Below are 16,731 nucleotides of genomic sequence, written 5' to 3'. Positions count from 1 at the left end.
TGACTCGGCCGAATGTCGGATGTTTTATTGGGCCAACAGATGTGACGAAAACGATCCGATAGACGCGACAGGTATTCTTCGTTGGATTAGCCGTAAAGTCTGCTGAATAACGTAGAGGAACGCGATGATTTCTTTCTGGAAGACGATGACGTATGCGGCGGTCACCGTTCTATCCCTTGAGACTCGCGCGATTTCATGGCGCATACGACGTGGTCCGAACGAGCGTTCATGCGATGACACGGTTACTCGTCTTACGAGAAATGTGCGGCACTCATCATAGGAACGATCGGGCGCAACTCACAGTTGCAATTAAATAGTTGAATGGTTTCGAAGTTGTTGCCGAGGTATGGAAAACTAATAAGTCAGTTGATTAGCGCTGTAACCCACCTTGCCAAGTCCGAAAGCGGAACGATGTGTGCGGAAGAAAACATACGTGCGCAAGGACAAGTGACGAAGCCCCTGAAAACATGCATCAGGAGAACGACAAACTGCCTTCCAGTTCCGGAAAGTAGATAGGATTCCATAGTAGTGCGGTAATCTTGGCTCAGCCGCGCGCTGTCAATTATGCAACCATGGACCTCGTGAAGCGTGCAGAGGGTATTCCTGTCTATCTACAGGAGACGTCCATCCCTACATGGATCCCATCGGTATATGGACGATCGGCTGGGGCCGCGCGATCGCCTTGCTGCGGGATATCGGTAGCTCGACCTCGCTTTCTTTGGACCAGCGAACGTTCAGTCTCGCCCGCACGAAAATGGCGTGGTGGACGCTGATTATCGTGGGGTCCTACACTTATGAGTGGATCGCTTCCGGCACCATGCCGCCGCTTTCGGCGCAGGCGCTTGCGCTGATGGGCATTTACAGCGTGCTGACCGTGGGCTCGCGCAGCGTCGATCTGGCGCGTGAAACGCATTTCCCGCCGTCGGTGCCGCTCTTTTTCCGCGACCTCGTGAGCGACGAGAGCGGCGTTGCGATCCACCGGCTTCAGATGCTCGTCTTCACGGTCATCGTCGGCCTCATGTTCGTCCATCAAGTCCTGACGACCGCGTCGAAGCCTGCGCTCGAACCTTATACGTTATCGATCATCGGCATCAGCGAGACAGCCCGTCTGGACGAATCGACTGACTGGACGCACGTCCTGTCGCTGGGCGAGCAGCAGCGCTTGGCATTTGGCCGACTACTGCTTTCCCGCCCGGCTGCGGCCTTCCTTGACGAAGCGACGTCCTCAATGGACGAGGGCATGGAGGATGCAATGTATCAGCTAGTGCGCGCGCGGTTACCCAGCATGACCCTTGTCAGCGTCGGTCATCGCAGCACTCTGCTAGTTCACCACCGGTTCCAGCTAGAGTTGGATGGTGAAGGGCGCTGGAAAGTCGGCGACTGTGGGCCGTCGGCGTTACGGTCAGACCAGATAAGTGCTAGTGAAATTCTACAGACCGAAGATTATTCTAGCAACGATCGATAATGCTGATGAATCGCCGAATCGGCACAAGGTGATGATGTTCGACGTTGAGCAGCATCGCGGCGAATCATTGGCATTGATGGTCACGAGCAGGCTGCGAATCGACGGTATCGGTTGATAGGCTCGCCAAGCGGCTGCGGCAGTACTGCCGTCCACCCTCGAAGAGATCGACGTCCAATACAACGTCACGGGGCTCGTGATGTTGGGCGAGTGACGCTCCGTACTTGGCCTCGGGTACGGCTGTGCTGCGCTGGACGCGTTTATCTGCGCGCACATAGGTTCACGATGCGGACGAAGACATCGCACAAGGACTTCAAAGAAGGGCGGGTCCAAATGTAGTCAAGGCGACGCGGCTGGGAATAGTCAGTTTCCCATGTGAGAGGTTCGCTCGCGAAGGAATGTGGTCGGGAGACAGCCTGAAATCTTGTCGCTGTTACTCGAAAGTTTGGAATCTGTATCGACACACGTCAGTGACCTCGAAGCGCTTCTTGATGAGGGTCACCTTTGCGTCTTTAAGCGGCTCATCGGAAGTGATGGTAGATGCAGATACCTGACGTCGCGGGCGGTCCGGTGACCGCCATGACAGCCGTTATTTGGCGCACGTTCAGTCCGATACCCTCCGAACCTATTTACGAGCCGCCCCTCGAGGAAGCGCTGACGATCTTTAACGCGCCCCTAGCTGGATTCGCCTACCGGCGAGGTGCAGCAGGTGTTTGTGTAGATTCTGAAGATTGAAGCAAGATGAGATTGGAGCGAAGTCTCTATGGGTTGCTCCTGTTTTTTTCACGGCGGCAAGCGCATATGCGCTGGATATGCGAAGCATGCCGCCTTCAGGGCCGCCGTCTGACGTGCAGACAACTGTGCCGATGGGTTTCCAGGCGCTGACGAGCGAGCGTATCCGCCAAGTCGTTACGCGGTCAGGGCTCGATCCTGATTCGGAGAAGGGGCATTTGCTAGCGGCATTGATCGAACGGTACACGGCCGATGCAGAGTTCCGCAACGAATTCAGCACTTTCTCGAATTCGCAGGCCATGTTCGGCTTGAATCTACCTCCCGACGATCGTTTGCGAGTGCTGCACTTGTTGAAAGATCTGATGCAAGGGCCAGAGAGTGATGGCGACGCGCTTGCTGCCAACGGACGCGACTTCATGTTGATGGCAAAAGCGCTTTCAACGCGAGGCTTCAAGGATATGCTGGAGATACTCGAGCTTTACGTCAGTCGCAACGTTGCCGACGCGAACGACGAGCAATACAGCATCACTGAGCTGCTCGATGCGGAATCGGAACTCGAGTCCGAAACTGGTGTCTCGAAGTCGCCACGAGGCTCCCAACGAAGGCCCGCAAGCAGGCGGCGACAGCTTCGCGAAGAATGCACCATCAACATCCGCGCTCATACTGCATCGTTCGACGGCTGTGCTTTGCAGGAGGCGATAGATTCGGCAAGCGCGGTGCCAGGCCTGCAACCGCCAAAGGCTCGAGGCCACTAGTGCGAGGACCGAGCCCACACCTGATGGCCTGCAGTGCCGGTGACTTCGGTATGCAGCGATAGAAACGCCGCCAAAAGCAAAAGCGGCAAGAAAGGAAAACGCGACCATTGGCGACGACACGCCGATGATTTGCCGGGTCTTATGATTGAGCCAAGTAACGAGCGAATACCAGTTGCCCGGTTGGCTCAGTACGGCGGTGACTTCTATGCCGCATTCGACTCGGCCCCGTCCAGCGATACGCAACCTCGTAATAGCGTAGTCCATCGATGGTCGCGTTGAACATGGTCACCGGTGACCGGCAGTGGTGACCATTTGCGACACGTCGTCGAGCGTCGTCGGTGTGGTGGGTCGTTGAATGAAATTGCGTGTCTGAAGGCGGTCGGGGTGGCGGGTAGATCGTTTTGTCCGGCTAGATCTGCTTGGCAAGATAGGTAGCCATTGTCAAGAGAACGTCGTTGCCGTCACGTGGGCTACGGTATGGTTAATTAAAGCACGGTCCTGCCATCGTTGCACTTGCTACCCCTCGTTCAATAGAATAACGGTGCGACATTCGGAGCGCATTCATCGACGACTAGAGGGGCGCAAACACGTAAGTGTAGGTTCCGCATCCGAGGCGCGATAACTTCATTCATCGTTGCCTCCGGATACCGCTGTTGATTACAAATCGGATGTCGGTCGTCGCCGCTCGATCGACGACCGACTCGCGCTCGGACTCTGGAAGCCTCGCGGCTTCGGCCCTAACGACGGTGAGTTCTCGACGCCCCGCCCCCTCACAACCCCATCACCGCGGATGATTCCGCACAAAATCCCGATAAGACGCATACGCCGGCTTCTGCGTATGCCCGTCGCCCCGCATCATTCCATACGCGCCTTCCGCATCGTCGTAGAGCTCGTATGCCTGAATCGACTGGATGTTGTACTTCGAAGCGACGTTCACATATTCCGACATCATGTCGCCGCCCGTGAGATACCTTGCGATCTGCAAAAGCGATCCCAGGCTCGGGCGCACGCCGAATTCATTGATCCATATCGGCTTGCCCATTTGATGCAGCACCGCGAGCACGTCGTGGCAGCCCGTACCGCCGCAAGCGTTGGTGATATCGCCTTCGTTCGAGTACCAGTGCCATGCCGTAATGTCCCAGTTCACGGTTGGATGGCCCCACGAGCCGTCAGGCTGCGAACCATCGCCCAGCATCTGGTAGAACGCATAGTGCAGCCACGTGCCGCCCAGAACGATCTTCCCTTCCGTGTCCTCCGACCTGACGCCCGCAATCAGGCCGCGAATGATGCCTCGTGCAATCTCGTAGCGGTGATTGTCGTAGTGTTGCCAATAGACGCCGTCGACATTTCCGTTTAGCGTGCGCGCCTCCAGTTCGTTGCCGACCTCGTAGTACTTGTAGTGGTAGGCGCTCGCCGTCTGTTTGCCGAGCCTATAGCCCGCGTTATACGCATCTTGCTCGTTGCTATAGCCAAGACCCAGCAGCATGACCGGATAGACGGTCACGCCGCCGTCCGCCATGGTTCGTGCAATGCCCGCGAGCTTGTTCGCCGAAGCCTCGTTGTAGACCTCGTTCCGGTAGATCGTCGCGCCGAGATCGCGGAGTTGCGAAAGCTGCGTCTCAGGGCTGGAACGGTCGTATGCGCCGCCGCTGTTGTTGTGGCCATTCATGCCATAGAAGATCGAGCCGTTGGTGTTCGCACTTTTCACCGTCGCTGCGAGCGTGCTGCTCTTGTCGGTGGCTGCGTCAACGGAACTTCCGCTTTCTCCGCCGCAGGCTGCAAGCAACAGGCTCGTCATTACCGCGCTGACTACCGCGCCGCGCCTGAGCGACGTGAAGGGCCGGGTAACGAAGGAGCAAGGACGAGTCGATTTTTTCATGGTTATTAGTTGTACTAAATGCATGCCGAGTCCGCACGATGGGAGTGTGCTTTCATCGTCTCAGATGGCTCGGACGTAAAGGGAAGCAGGCCGCGCTGAAAAGGCATCGCGGCGCACATCAACCCACGAATGGATGAAGCAGATGGTTGAAACTCACTGCCAGCCAGAAGCAAGGCAGTCAAGGGCGAACAAAAAGATCGCCGATGCGTTCGGTCATGCGCGACTCATCGCACATGAAAGGCGGATTCGCGGCGATGCATGCAAGCAGCGCGGTCGATCCACGCTGACTCGAATCCGCCGCATCGATACTGAGCAGTCAGATTTACCCGTTCTATGCGAAGCGATGCGTCAAATAGGCAAGCGTTGCCGGGAACCCGAGGCAGCGGCGAAAGATTACTTCGTTCTCGCTTCGATGTAAACCTTCAGCGCAAATCATTGCGTGCGGACTCGCCAGACATTTCGACATCCTTATTAAAGTGACATCATGCGGCGAAACGGCGTATCCATTGAGGGAAAAGAGATTCACCGCGTTCTGCATTGATTCGGACAACGAATGACGGACATCGATATGAGGATTCGTGTGTGCGACTGAGAAAAGTGCGCCAGGGAGCAATTGGCGCCGACTGCTCGCGCCGAGCCCGATCATGATAGCCTCTCGTTTTTGTCGCGGCGGCGGGGCATGGGCCGCTGCCAATCTAATCGCACATCACGAACATGACGTACAGAAGTCCGCAAGTCGCCGAGTTGATGGCGCAAAGGGAGTCGCTGGAGAAGGACCTGGCCGAAGCACGGCGCAAAGAAGAGCGCCTCGCGCTGATCGAGATCGTCCAGAAGATGCGTCAGTACGGCATCTCGTTGAACGAACTGATGGGCCGTAAGCCGGGCACGCAGTATTCGGCACCGGACGCGGCCATCAAGTATCGCGATCCGGAAAGCGGTGCGACGTGGAGTGGGCGCGGTCGCGCGCCGCAGTGGATTGCGGGCAAGGATCGCAACGCGTTTCTGGTCGAACGGTCCGCGAGCCTGTCGCCGCGACAGGCTTCACAGGCTTCGCTTTTCGCGGACGAAGACTGAAGCGCGCACAGGGCTGAAGGCTTCGCGTAAGCCCATCCCGCGCGCGCGAGCGCCGTCTTACTGCGCCAATACGACTTGGGCGATCAGGCCGGTCGCTGCGGCGACGAGCACGTAGTCCGCGCCGACGCCGACCCACTGATATCCGCGCGGCGGCTGACGCAGGCCGTGGCCGCGCCAATCGTCGACCACATACTGATGGTCGCGATATTCGCTCGAAAGGCGATCGCCCTTGTGCCAGTCCGGATGACCGCGGTCGCGATCCGCATGCTCCGGCGGGCGGGGCCCGTCGTGTGCATCGTGGCCGTCGTGTGCGTCGTGGCCGTGCATCATCGGCGCGTGATTGGCTCCAGGACCGTGATTCTCATCCGGGCCGTGCCACTGCTGCGCGAAACTCGCGCCCGCAGAAAGGCCGAGACCAGCAGACAACAGCGCAACGATGATTCGTTTTTTCATGGAACGTTTATCCTCGTAGAGTAGTGATTGATCGCTCGCCAGGGTTATTGCCCTTGTGCGCGAACAGGCGGTCACTCTACTTTGCAAGGCGGCGCGATGACGTGAGATTGTGTAAGCAACGCTTACTTCGCATTACGCGCATCGGGCAGCAAGCTCGAACGGATCGACAATAGCGACGTCATATCCGCCCATAGATGACGCTGAATAAGAACAATAAAAATGTTTTTCTATCGTCGAGCGGCTTTCTGGCTCACCATGAAACGATTTAATAAAGCATGGAGCGAGACATGGAAAGCAGAGCGGATTTGAAGCGCTATGAGTTATTGATAGGCGGCGAATTCGTCGCGCCGAGCGGCGGCGAATATTCGACCAATCTCGATCCCGCGACCGAAGAGCCCATCGCGTATGTCGCGCAGGGCACGTCGGCCGATGTGGACCGCGCCGTGCAGGCAGCGCGCGCCGCATTGAAACCCTGGAACGCCATTCGCGCCGCCGAGCGCGGCCGCATCTTGATGCGGCTTGCCGAGCTGCTCCGCGAGAATCAGGAAGAGCTCGCCGCGCTCGAAAGCCTCGATGCGGGCAAGCCCATTGCCGGCGTCCAGCGCCAGGACGTGCCCGCCGCCATCGATACGCTCGCGTACTACGCCGGCTGGTGCGACAAGATCAACGGTCAGGTCGTGCCGGCGCGGCCCGACGCGCTGACGTACACGGTGCGCGAGCCGGTGGGCGTAGTGGGCGCCATCGTCCCGTGGAATTTCCCGCTGATGATCGGCATGTGGAAGATCGCGCCGGCGCTCGCGTGCGGTTGCACGCTGATCGTGAAGCCCGCCGAGATCACGCCGCTGTCCGCGCTGATGGTCGGCCGCCTCGCGCTCGAAGCGGGCGTGCCGCCGGGCGTGCTGAACATCGTCACGGGCAAGGGCTCGGTGGTCGGAGATTCGATGGTCGCGCATCCGGGCATCGACAAGATCACCTTCACCGGTTCGCCTTCGGTCGGGCGGGGCATCCTGCAAGGCGCGGCGGGCAACTTCAAGCGCGTGACGCTGGAGTTGGGCGGCAAGTCGGCCAACGTCATCTTCGCCGATGCCAACATCGACAGCGCGGTGCGCGCCGCGGCATCGGGCATCTTCTTTAACGCGGGACAAGTGTGCTCGGCGGGCTCGCGCGTGCTGGTGCAGCGCGCCGCCTACGACGACGTGGTCGAGCGCCTTTCCCAGCGCGCGCAAACCATCAAACTCGGCGATCCATCGAAGCGCGAGACGAACATGGGACCGCTGATCTCCGCCAAGCAGATGAAGACCGTGCTCGATTACGTCGATATCGGCAAGGGCGAGGGCGCGTCGCTCGTGACGGGCGGGCGGCGCTCGGGCGAGCGCGGCTACTTCGTCGAGCCGACGGTGTTCGCGAACGTCGAGCACGAAATGCGCATCTCGCAGGAAGAGATCTTCGGTCCGGTGGCGAGCGTCATTCCTTTCGACGACGAAGCGGACGCGCTGCGCATCGCCAATGGCACCGCCTACAGTCTCGCCGCCGGCGTGTGGAGCGCGGATATCGGACGGGTGCATCGCATGGCGGCCGGACTCAAGGCGGGCACTGTCTGGGTCAATACCTACGGCTACACGGACGTCCGGTTGCCGTGGGGCGGCTCGGGCGATTCAGGCTTCGGCCGCGAGCATGGCGACGTGGCCATCGAGAACTTCACGGAGCCGAAGGCAGTGTGGGTGTCGCTGACGCCCTGAGCGACCGATGACCGCCGCGCGTCGAACACGCGCGGTGGCTCTCGAACAAAGCGCAAAAGGCGGCCGAAGCCGCCCTGAGTACATCGACGAGGAAAGACTTAAACGCGCGCCTGCGCTCCTTCCTGGTCGCGCGCCCGCCAAAGCCGAGCGCGCTGCGTGCTGTCTTCGTATTGAACCGTGTTCTGCCGGCACGCCTCGATCGTCATGTTCTTGCGCTCGACGATCGCCTGGCAGAGAAACTCCGCGCTATACGCCTTGAGCAAATGCGGACACTGCGTTCCGATGTACTGCGCGATCTTTCCGTAGTCGCTGTCCGCCGATGCCAGCGAGCGATACGTGTCCGCGTCCCAGCGGAACATCAGGTCGAGTTCTTCGAAAGCGGTATTGAACGCGCAGACTTGCGCCTGAACTTCGCGGTCGTCGTTGTGCATGGCTTGGCTCATGATCGTCTCCTCAGTGGCCGCAGGGCATACACGCAGGATAGAAAAAGCCATTCATACAGGACAGTCAAAGTTTCTTCGGCTATCCATTTAGCTTCGGTTATGAATCGGGTTTACCCGTCTTGGCGACGATATGCGTGATCGCTTCGATCTGCGCGGCGCCTTCTTCGATCAGAAACCGTTTGAACGCGAGCGCCACCGGCGGCAAGCGCTTGTTGTTGCGATGCACGACAAACCAGTTGAGCATCACGGGAAAGCCTTCTATATCCAGCACGGCCAGTTTGCCGACTTGCAATTCCATGCTGATGGTATGCGCGGATAAAAAACTCAGTCCCATTCCGGCGATCACGGCCTGCTTGATGGTCTCCGTGCTCGTGATCTCCATCGCGACGTTCAGATTTGTGAGCCTGCCGGCGAAGCCTTCTTCCATTGAATTCCACGTATCGGAGCCACGCTCGCGCACGATGAAAGGTTCATCGGCAAGCGACTCCAGCGGAATATCGCTTTGTCCGACCAGCGGATGGTCCGGCGGCGCGACGATCACATAAGGGTGCGGCGCAAACGACACATTGACCGTATCCATATCGCGCGGCGGACGCACCATGACGGCGAGATCCGTCAAATTGTCGGACAGTTGATGCAGCAGTTCCTCGCGGTTATGCACGGCGAGATTGAGGCGGACATCCGTATTACGTTTAGTGAATTCGGCCAGCAGACGAGGAAAGAAGTAATCGCCCGCGCTGATCACGGCGACGTTGAGCGTGCCTCCGGAAATACCCTTGAGACGCGCCATTGCGTCGTCGGCTTCGCGGAATTGCTCGAGGATCGCCCTGCTGTAATGGAGCATTTCGTTCCCGGCCGGAGTGAGATAGATTTTCTTGCCGAGCTGTTCGAAAAGAGGCAAGCCGGCGTGCTCTTCGAGTTGCTTGACCTGCGTGGAGACGGCCGGCTGCGTGAGATAGAGCTCTTCCGCCGCCCGCGAAAAACTCAGGCGTCGCGCGACCGTTTCGAAGATTTTGAGTTGGCGCAGAGTGGCATTTCGCAGCACGGCAGGCCCTCATCCATTCACGATAGCTAACTTATACAATAATTTTTTTTAACTTTCCTTAATCATTTTTGTCCCCCACGATGCTTTCACGTGCCCCGCAGTTGTAAGCCAGTTTTCAGCCGACGCAAGAGCGCCGCAGAGCACGCAGCATCGAGCCCGACAGGGCTGCATCGACCATCCGGACTTCTTGGGAATCGCTCGAAATGATTCTTCGATCGCCTAACGCGGATGTTGGCCCCCAGGGCGAACCCATCGCCCTTCTGGACACGCGACGCCACGCCCGCGCCGCCTGGCCGGAGCACCTTCCCTGACCGACCGCAACGCCCGCCGGCCCCGCGCCGGTGATCTCGCTGTACACCAAGCGCCGCACGAGCGCAGAGACAGATATCGGAGACAGACATGGCAAGCGCAGACACGGTGGTGTCCGGGCAGTCGCACGGGCGTCATCACAACCGTTGGATCCAGCTGGCGATCGGCATTCTATGCATGGGCCTCGTCGCCAATCTCCAGTACGCCTGGACCCTTTTCGTCGTACCGATGGATGCCAAGCACCATTGGGGTCAAGCGGCCATCCAGACGGCGTTCACCATCTTCATCGTCACGGAAACCTGGCTCGTGCCGGTCGAAGGCTGGCTCGTCGACAAGTTCGGGCCGCGTCCGGTCGTGATCGGCGGATCGGTGTGCGCGGCCATCGGCTGGGTCATCGACGCGCACGCGACGAGCCTCGTCCATCTCTATATCGCGGCGGTCATCGCGGGCATCGGCGCGGGATGCGTGTACGGCACGTGCGTCGGCACGGCGCTCAAGTGGTTCCCGGACAAGCGCGGTCTCGCGGCGGGTCTGACGGCGGCGGGCTTCGGCGCCGGCGCGGCGGTCACGGTGATCCCGATCTCGAACATGATCCAGTCCTCGGGCTACGAGCACGCGTTCATGTTCTTCGGCATCTTCCAGGGCGTGTGCATCTTCCTGCTCGCGCTGATGCTCGTGCGTCCGAAGCCCCCGGTGCATGTGGCGCCGGCCAAGCGGATTGTGTCCACCAAAATCGACTACACGACCGGACAGATGGTGCGCTCGCCGCTCTTCTGGGTGCTCTACCTGATGTTCGTGTTCGTCGCGGCGGGCGGCGTGATCGCCACGGCGCAGTTCGGGCCGATCGCGAAGGAATACGGCTTCGCGAAGATGCCGGTGAACCTGTTCGGCATCACGCTGCCGCTGCTCGCGATGACGCTTTCCATCGACAATCTCTGCAACGGCTTCACGCGTCCGCTGTGCGGCTTCATCTCGGACAAGATCGGCCGGGAGAACACGATGTTCATCATCTTCCTGGGCGAGGGCGTGGCGCTGCTCGGGCTGATGCAGTTCGGCCATCATCCGTATCTCTTCATGCTGTTCGCCGCGATGACGTTCCTCTGCTGGGGCGAAATCTTCTCGATCTTCCCGGCGACCTGCGCGGACACCTTCGGCAGCAAGTACGCCGCCGCCAACGCGGGCACGCTGTACACGGCGAAGGGCACGGCCTCCATGCTGGTGCCGCTGGCATCGGTGCTCGCGTCGGTCGGATCGTGGAATGCGGTGTTCATCACGGCCGCGACGACGTCGATCTGCGCCGGTCTGTGCGCGAAATTCGTGCTCGCTCCGATGAGAAAGCGCTGGATCGAGAACACGGTCGCCGCCACCTCGGGCGATTCGTCGATCAACGCGTCGTTTCAGGCGGGCTGGCCCGAAGCGCCGGGCAAGACGTCGGTTCAATAACCAACGCTGAGGAACGCAGCGCATGCGCGAACGCCCGGCCGCTCCCGCGCATGCGCTTTCGGTGTCGCTGCATCAGTTGCGGCTTTTCGTGACGCTCGCGCGATACCGCAGCTTCACTCGCGCCGGCGACGAATTCGGCATTACCCAATCGGCGGTGAGCCGCAGCATTCGAGAACTCGAAGACGAAATCGCGCTGCGGCTGTTCGACCGGACCACGCGCCAGGTCACGCTCACCGACACCGGACGCAAGCTGCTGGCGCGCATCGCGCCGCTCGTCGAAGAACTGGAAGCGACGCTGCGGCCGCGCGCCGACAGTCAAGGGCAGGGCATTGTCCACGTGGCGAGCAGTTGCGGCCTGACGGCGAGCGTGCTTCCCGCGCTGCTCGCATCGTGCAAAGAGCGGCTGCCGGATCTGTCGATCACCGTGATCGACCGGCCGCAGAGCGCCGTGCTGCAACTCGTGCGCTCGGGCGAGGCGGAAATCGGCGTCGTCATTGCGCCGGACAATCTCGACGAACTCGCCTTCGAACCGCTCTTCGCCGATGGTTTCGCAGCGGTGGTCGGCGCGTCGCATCGGCTGGCGGACGCCGCGCGTCTGGAGTGGACGCAGTTGCGCGGCACGCCGCTCCTTCTGCTCGACGACGACACCGCCAGCCTCGCCGCCGTCGAAGCCACGCTCGCGCGCCACGCGGTGGCGGGCGCAGTGCGACAGCGGCTGACGCAGCCGGTGGCGGTGACGCGCATGGCGGAGGCCGGTCTCGGCGTCGGCGTTTTGCCGATGCACGCTCGTCTGTCTTGCGACAGCGCCCGCACGCGCTTCATTCCCCTCGTGCCCGACGCCGCTCGCGCGGTCATGATCGTGCGTCGCCGTGGCCGCGCGCTGCGCGAGGGCGCGGCGCATGTCTGGTCACACTTCATCGCATCCTCGACGCATACTCTCAACACGTCACAGGCCGTCGAGGCCTGAGCGACGCGTCCGTTCATCCCGACGACACCGCAAGGCCGCCGCCGCATGCGGGTTTTCGCGTCTGCCGCCGCACGAATCGCCTTGTCCTGGGTGAACGTGGAATGTAGTATCTTGTATATCAGAAGCGTGCGAGACTACGACTCTAGGAGACGAGCATGAAGATCTGCGTGTATGGCGCCGGAGCCATCGGCGGTTACATGGGTGCGCAACTCGCGCGGGCCGGAGCGGACGTCAGCTTCGTGGCGCGCGGGCCGCACCTCGCGGCGATGCAGGCGAACGGCGTGCGGCTTCGAATCGATGGAGAAGAGCACACCGTCAAGGTGCGCTGCACGAACAATCCGGCCGAGCTCGGGCCGCAGGACTACGTGATCATCGCGTTGAAGGCGCACTCGGTGCCCGGCGTGGTCGACCTGATGCCGCCGCTGCTCGGCCCGGATACGGCCATCGTCACCGCGGTCAACGGCTTGCCTTACTGGTACTTCTATCAGCACGGCGGCGCGCTTGCCGGCACGACGCTGCAAAGCATCGATCCGGGCGGCAGGCAATGGAGCGTCTTCGGGCCGGAGCGGGCCATCGGCTGCGTGCTGCTGCCGGCGGCGGAAATCGCGGAGCCAGGCGTCATCGAGCATCACTACGGCAAGAAGTTTCCCATCGGCGAGCCGAGCGGGGAGATCACGCCGCGCCTTCAGGCACTGCACGACATCATGGCGGCCGCCGACATGGAAGCGCCGATGCGCGACAACATCCGCGATGAAATCTGGCTGAAGCTCTGGGGCAACCTCTGTTTCAATCCGATCAGCGCGCTCACGCACGCGACGCTCGATGTCCTCACGAGCGACCCCGGCACGCGCGCGCTCTCGAAGGCGATGATGCTGGAAGCAAAGGCGATCGGCGACAAGATCGGCGTCAACTTCCGCGTGGACGTGGAGCGGCGCATCAACGGCGCGGGGGCGGTCGGCGCGCATAAAACGTCGATGCTGATGGACTGCGAAGCCGGCCGGCCAATGGAAATCGACCCGCTCATTACGGTCGTGCAGGAAATTGGCCGCCTGGTGCACGTGGAGACGCCGATGATCGATGCGGTCCTCGCATTGATCAAGCTGCGCGAAGCGGTGAATCAGGGAACCGCGCGGGCTCCAGCGCCGCCGCAGACGCAAAAAGCGGCCTAAACTGGATCGAAGGACGCCGGCGTTGTTTCTGATATACAAGATGCAAAATATGTTGCGTCCTGCTGCGACGCAACATATACTAGAGGCTCTTGAGTGATTTTGACCGGAGCCTGAAATGAGCATCGCCTTGTTGGTAGTCGTTGGAATCGCGCTGGTTGCCGTGGGTGTGAGCGTTACGTTTATGATTGCGTCGGCGGTGCCGCAGGACATGCTGCAGCGCGCACAGGAACACGGTCGCTTTGCCGGACTCGCGGCGGACGACCAGAACGGCGGTTCGGGCAAGCGCGTCGTCGCGGACCGTCCGCAAATGGGAAACCAAGCCATCAATGCCATCTGATACTCAATCCGTAGACAGGCCGGAAGTTCGCCCGAATGGGCTGACGCTTTCGCTGGAGCCGATCAACGCCACGGTTTCGCTGCGCGATCAGGCGTACGCGAAACTGCGGCAGGCGATTGCGGAGGCGGACATCTACCGTTCGCGGGAAGAAATCCGTCTGGACGAAAAAGAGCTGACGGAAGCGTTGGGCGTCTCGCGAACGCCTATCCGCGAGGCCATGACGCTTCTGGAGCAGGAAGGCTTTCTGCGCACGGTGCCGCGCCGCGGGGTGTATATCCTGCGCAAGACCAAGCGCGAGATCGTCGAGATGATCCACATGTGGGCGGCGCTCGAAAGCATGGCGGCGCGCCTTGCCACGCAGCGCGCGACGGACGAGGAAATTGCCCAGCTTCGCCACATGTTCGACAATTTCCGCGACAGCACGCCGGCCGAGCATATCGACGAGTATTCGGAAGCGAATATCGCGTTCCACCAGGCCATCGTGCGGCTGTCGAAGTCGCAGATCATCTTCGACACGATCAAGAACATCTTCGTGCACGTGCGCGCCATCCGGAAGATGACGATCTCGCAGAGCGACCGCGCGTCGCGCTCGATCGTCGATCACATGCGCATCATCGAGGCGCTGGAGAAGCGCGACACCGAGCTCGTCGAGCGGCTCGTGCGGCAGCATTCGCTGGATCTCGCGGCGTTCGTCGAGGCGAATTGCGACTTTCTGGACTGAGTTTCAAGCAGCGCGAGCAGTAAAGCAAAAGGCCGCACGGCAATCGCCGCGCGGCCTTTTTTTGCGCCCGCAAGACGCGCTAGCGCATCGCCCGCAGCATCGTTTCGCCGAGCGCCGCGGGCGAATCGGCGACGTGGATGCCCGCCGATTTCATCGCGTCGATCTTCGCGCTCGCCGTGCCCGATCCGCCCGAGATGATCGCGCCCGCGTGGCCCATGCGGCGTCCCGGCGGCGCGGTCGTGCCGGCGATGAAACCGACGACCGGCTTTTTCGTTTTCGCGTCCCTCAGGAACTGCGCCGCTTCTTCCTCCGCCGATCCGCCGATCTCGCCGATCATGATGATGCCTTCCGTCGCGTCGTCGGCGAGAAAGAGCGACAGGCAGTCGATGAAGTTCGTCCCGTTCACCGGATCGCCGCCAATGCCGATGCACGTCGTCTGGCCGAGCCCGGCCGCGGTGGTCTGCGCGACAGCCTCGTAGGTCAGCGTGCCCGAGCGCGACACCACGCCGATTTTCCCCGGCTGATGAATGTGTCCCGGCATGATGCCGATCTTGCACGCGCCCGGCGTGATGACGCCTGGACAGTTCGGCCCGACGAGCCGGCTCGCCGACCCCGCGAGCGCGCGCTTCACGCGCAGCATGTCGAGCACCGGGATGCCTTCCGTGATGCAGACGATCAGCGGCACTTCGGAGTCGATGGCTTCGAGGATCGCATCGGCGGCGAAGGGCGGCGGCACGTAAATCACGGACGCGTCGGCGCCCGTTTTCGCGACCGCATCGGCCACTGTGTCGAAGACCGGCAGGTCGAGATGCGTCGTGCCGCCCTTGCCGGGCGTGACGCCGCCGACCATTCGCGTGCCGTAGGCAATCGCCTGTTCGGAGTGAAAGGTGCCTTGCGCGCCGGTGAAGCCCTGGCAGATCACCTTCGTGTTCTTGTCGATCAAGACGCTCATGGTGGCTTCCTTTCAGTGGTGGACGGCGCTGACGATCTTGTCGGCGGCATCGGCGAGATTGTCGGCGGAGATGATGGTGAGACCGGACGTGCGCAGAATTTCGCGGCCCGCATCGACGTTCGTGCCGGCCAGACGCACGACGAGCGGCACGCGCAAGTCGACTTCGCGCGCCGCCGCGACGACGCCTTGCGCGATCACGTCGCAGCGCATGATGCCGCCGAAGATGTTGACGAGGATGCCTTGCACCTTCGCATCGCGCAGAATCAGCTTGAACGCGGTGGCGACGCGTTCCTGCGTCGCGCCGCCGCCCACGTCCAGAAAGTTCGCGGGCTCGCCGCCGTACAGTTTGATGATGTCCATGGTGGCCATCGCCAGGCCCGCGCCGTTCACCATGCAGCCGATGCTGCCGTCCAGCTTCACGTAGTTGAGGCCGTGCTTCGCGGCTTCGATTTCGGCGGGGTCTTCTTCGTCCTCGTCGCGCAGGGCTTCGACGTCCGGATGGCGATACAGCGCGTTGTCGTCGAAATTGAGCTTCGCGTCGAGCGCCATCACGTCGCCCGAACCGGTCACCACGAGCGGATTGACTTCGACCACGGAAGCATCCAGATCGACGAACGCCTGATACAGCGCGGCGATGAACTTCGACGCCGCTTTCACCTGATCGCCAGTGAGCCCCAGCCCGAACGCGACCTGCCGCGTATGAAAAGGCTGAAGGCCGGTCGCGGGATCGATCGCGACCTTGAGAATCTTTTCGGGCGTGCGATGCGCGACTTCCTCGATCTCCATGCCGCCTTCTGTCGACGCCATGACCGTGATGCGCGACGTCGCCCGATCGACCAGCATGCCGAGATACAGCTCGCGCGCAATGTCGCAGCCTTCTTCGATATAGAGGCGCTTCACTTCCTTGCCGGCCGGTCCGGTCTGCTTCGTCACGAGCACGGACGAGAGCATCTTCCGCGCGTTCTCGCGCACGTCTTCCACCGACTTCACCACGCGCACGCCGCCTTTGCCATCAGGATCGTTGGCAAAGCGGCCCGCGCCACGTCCCCCCGCATGAATCTGCGACTTGACGACCCAGACCGGGCCGCCGAGCGCGCTGGCGGCATCGGCGGCCTCCTGCGTCGTGAAGGCGACGCGGCCTTGCGGCACCGCGACGCCGTACTTTCGCAGCAGCGCCTTCGCTTGGTATTCGTGAATGTTCATTGCGTCTCCTGTTTCGTCCGGCGCGTGCTGACAGCGAGCGCTCCGGTC

The 16,731-nt window shown here is 61.3% G+C and carries 16 protein-coding genes; 10 read left to right on the top strand and 6 right to left on the bottom strand.

Annotation, left to right across the window (positions count from 1 at the left end; genetic code table 11):
- Positions 1-634 precede the first annotated feature (634 nt).
- Positions 635-1,465 (top strand): hypothetical protein, encoded by an 831-nt coding sequence (locus tag LDZ24_RS18650; protein WP_248322683.1) that lies wholly within the window; start codon positions 635-637, stop codon positions 1,463-1,465.
- Positions 1,466-2,193: 728 nt separating this feature from the next.
- Positions 2,194-2,949, top strand: a complete 756-nt coding sequence (locus LDZ24_RS18645; RefSeq protein ID WP_248322682.1) for a hypothetical protein — start codon at positions 2,194-2,196, stop codon at positions 2,947-2,949.
- Between the two features lie 781 nt (positions 2,950-3,730).
- On the opposite strand, the gene LDZ24_RS18640 is transcribed toward LDZ24_RS18645, so the two are convergent.
- Entirely contained in the window at positions 3,731-4,657 is a 927-nt protein-coding gene (locus LDZ24_RS18640) for a lipopolysaccharide biosynthesis protein (protein WP_371747435.1), read from the bottom strand.
- Between the two features lie 313 nt (positions 4,658-4,970).
- Here LDZ24_RS18640 and LDZ24_RS18635 point away from each other — a divergent pair, with 313 nt between their 5' ends.
- On the top strand, positions 4,971-5,246 hold the full coding sequence (locus tag LDZ24_RS18635) for a hypothetical protein (RefSeq protein WP_248322680.1): 276 nt from the start codon (positions 4,971-4,973) through the stop codon (positions 5,244-5,246).
- Between the two features lie 296 nt (positions 5,247-5,542).
- Entirely contained in the window at positions 5,543-5,902 is a 360-nt protein-coding gene (locus LDZ24_RS18630) for an H-NS family nucleoid-associated regulatory protein (protein WP_248322679.1), read from the top strand.
- Between the two features lie 57 nt (positions 5,903-5,959).
- Here the strand turns inward: LDZ24_RS18630 and LDZ24_RS18625 are convergent, their stop codons facing one another.
- On the bottom strand, positions 5,960-6,355 hold the full coding sequence (locus LDZ24_RS18625; RefSeq protein ID WP_248322678.1) for an RcnB family protein: 396 nt from the start codon (positions 6,353-6,355) through the stop codon (positions 5,960-5,962).
- A 287-nt stretch (positions 6,356-6,642) separates the two neighbouring features.
- Here LDZ24_RS18625 and LDZ24_RS18620 point away from each other — a divergent pair, with 287 nt between their 5' ends.
- Positions 6,643-8,094 (top strand): aldehyde dehydrogenase family protein, encoded by a 1,452-nt coding sequence (locus LDZ24_RS18620; RefSeq protein WP_248322677.1) that lies wholly within the window; start codon positions 6,643-6,645, stop codon positions 8,092-8,094.
- 98 nt (positions 8,095-8,192) lie between these two features.
- On the opposite strand, the gene LDZ24_RS18615 is transcribed toward LDZ24_RS18620, so the two are convergent.
- Together LDZ24_RS18615 and LDZ24_RS18610 are read right to left on the bottom strand one after the other, a co-directional pair.
- Positions 8,193-8,537, bottom strand: a complete 345-nt coding sequence (locus tag LDZ24_RS18615) for a hypothetical protein (RefSeq protein ID WP_248322676.1) — start codon at positions 8,535-8,537, stop codon at positions 8,193-8,195.
- A gap of 97 nt (positions 8,538-8,634) precedes the next feature.
- Positions 8,635-9,579 carry a LysR family transcriptional regulator gene (locus LDZ24_RS18610; protein ID WP_248323344.1) on the bottom strand — a complete coding sequence of 315 codons (945 nt, stop codon included), beginning with the start codon at positions 9,577-9,579 and terminating at the stop codon, positions 8,635-8,637.
- A 402-nt stretch (positions 9,580-9,981) separates the two neighbouring features.
- Between LDZ24_RS18610 and oxlT the strand changes: the two genes are divergently transcribed.
- The 5 genes from oxlT (at position 9,982) to LDZ24_RS18585 (ending at position 14,528) form a co-directional block, all read left to right on the top strand.
- The gene (gene oxlT / locus LDZ24_RS18605; RefSeq protein WP_206469222.1) at positions 9,982-11,334 is read left to right on the top strand and encodes an oxalate/formate MFS antiporter; all 1,353 of its coding nucleotides are present in this window, start codon (positions 9,982-9,984) and stop codon (positions 11,332-11,334) included.
- 22 nt (positions 11,335-11,356) lie between these two features.
- Positions 11,357-12,301, top strand: coding sequence for a LysR family transcriptional regulator (locus tag LDZ24_RS18600; protein WP_248322675.1), 945 nt, complete (start codon positions 11,357-11,359; stop codon positions 12,299-12,301).
- Positions 12,302-12,456: 155 nt separating this feature from the next.
- Complete coding sequence (locus LDZ24_RS18595; protein ID WP_206469224.1) at positions 12,457-13,470, top strand: 2-dehydropantoate 2-reductase; 1,014 nt, start codon at positions 12,457-12,459, stop codon at positions 13,468-13,470.
- A gap of 115 nt (positions 13,471-13,585) precedes the next feature.
- Positions 13,586-13,807 carry a hypothetical protein gene (locus LDZ24_RS18590; protein WP_248322674.1) on the top strand — a complete coding sequence of 74 codons (222 nt, stop codon included), beginning with the start codon at positions 13,586-13,588 and terminating at the stop codon, positions 13,805-13,807.
- Positions 13,797-14,528, top strand: a complete 732-nt coding sequence (locus tag LDZ24_RS18585) for a GntR family transcriptional regulator (protein WP_175941041.1) — start codon at positions 13,797-13,799, stop codon at positions 14,526-14,528. Before LDZ24_RS18590 ends, LDZ24_RS18585 begins: the two co-directional genes overlap by 11 nt.
- A 79-nt stretch (positions 14,529-14,607) precedes the next feature.
- Here the strand turns inward: LDZ24_RS18585 and sucD are convergent, their stop codons facing one another.
- Together sucD and sucC are read right to left on the bottom strand one after the other, a co-directional pair.
- Positions 14,608-15,480, bottom strand: a complete 873-nt coding sequence (sucD, locus tag LDZ24_RS18580) for a succinate--CoA ligase subunit alpha (protein WP_248322673.1) — start codon at positions 15,478-15,480, stop codon at positions 14,608-14,610.
- A gap of 12 nt (positions 15,481-15,492) precedes the next feature.
- On the bottom strand, positions 15,493-16,683 hold the full coding sequence (sucC, locus tag LDZ24_RS18575) for an ADP-forming succinate--CoA ligase subunit beta (RefSeq protein ID WP_248322672.1): 1,191 nt from the start codon (positions 16,681-16,683) through the stop codon (positions 15,493-15,495).
- Between the last annotated feature and the right edge of the window lie 48 nt (positions 16,684-16,731).

Source organism: Caballeronia sp. Sq4a (assembly GCF_023170545.1).
Lineage (GTDB): Bacteria > Pseudomonadota > Gammaproteobacteria > Burkholderiales > Burkholderiaceae > Caballeronia.
This window is presented reverse-complemented; position numbering and strand designations above follow the sequence as displayed.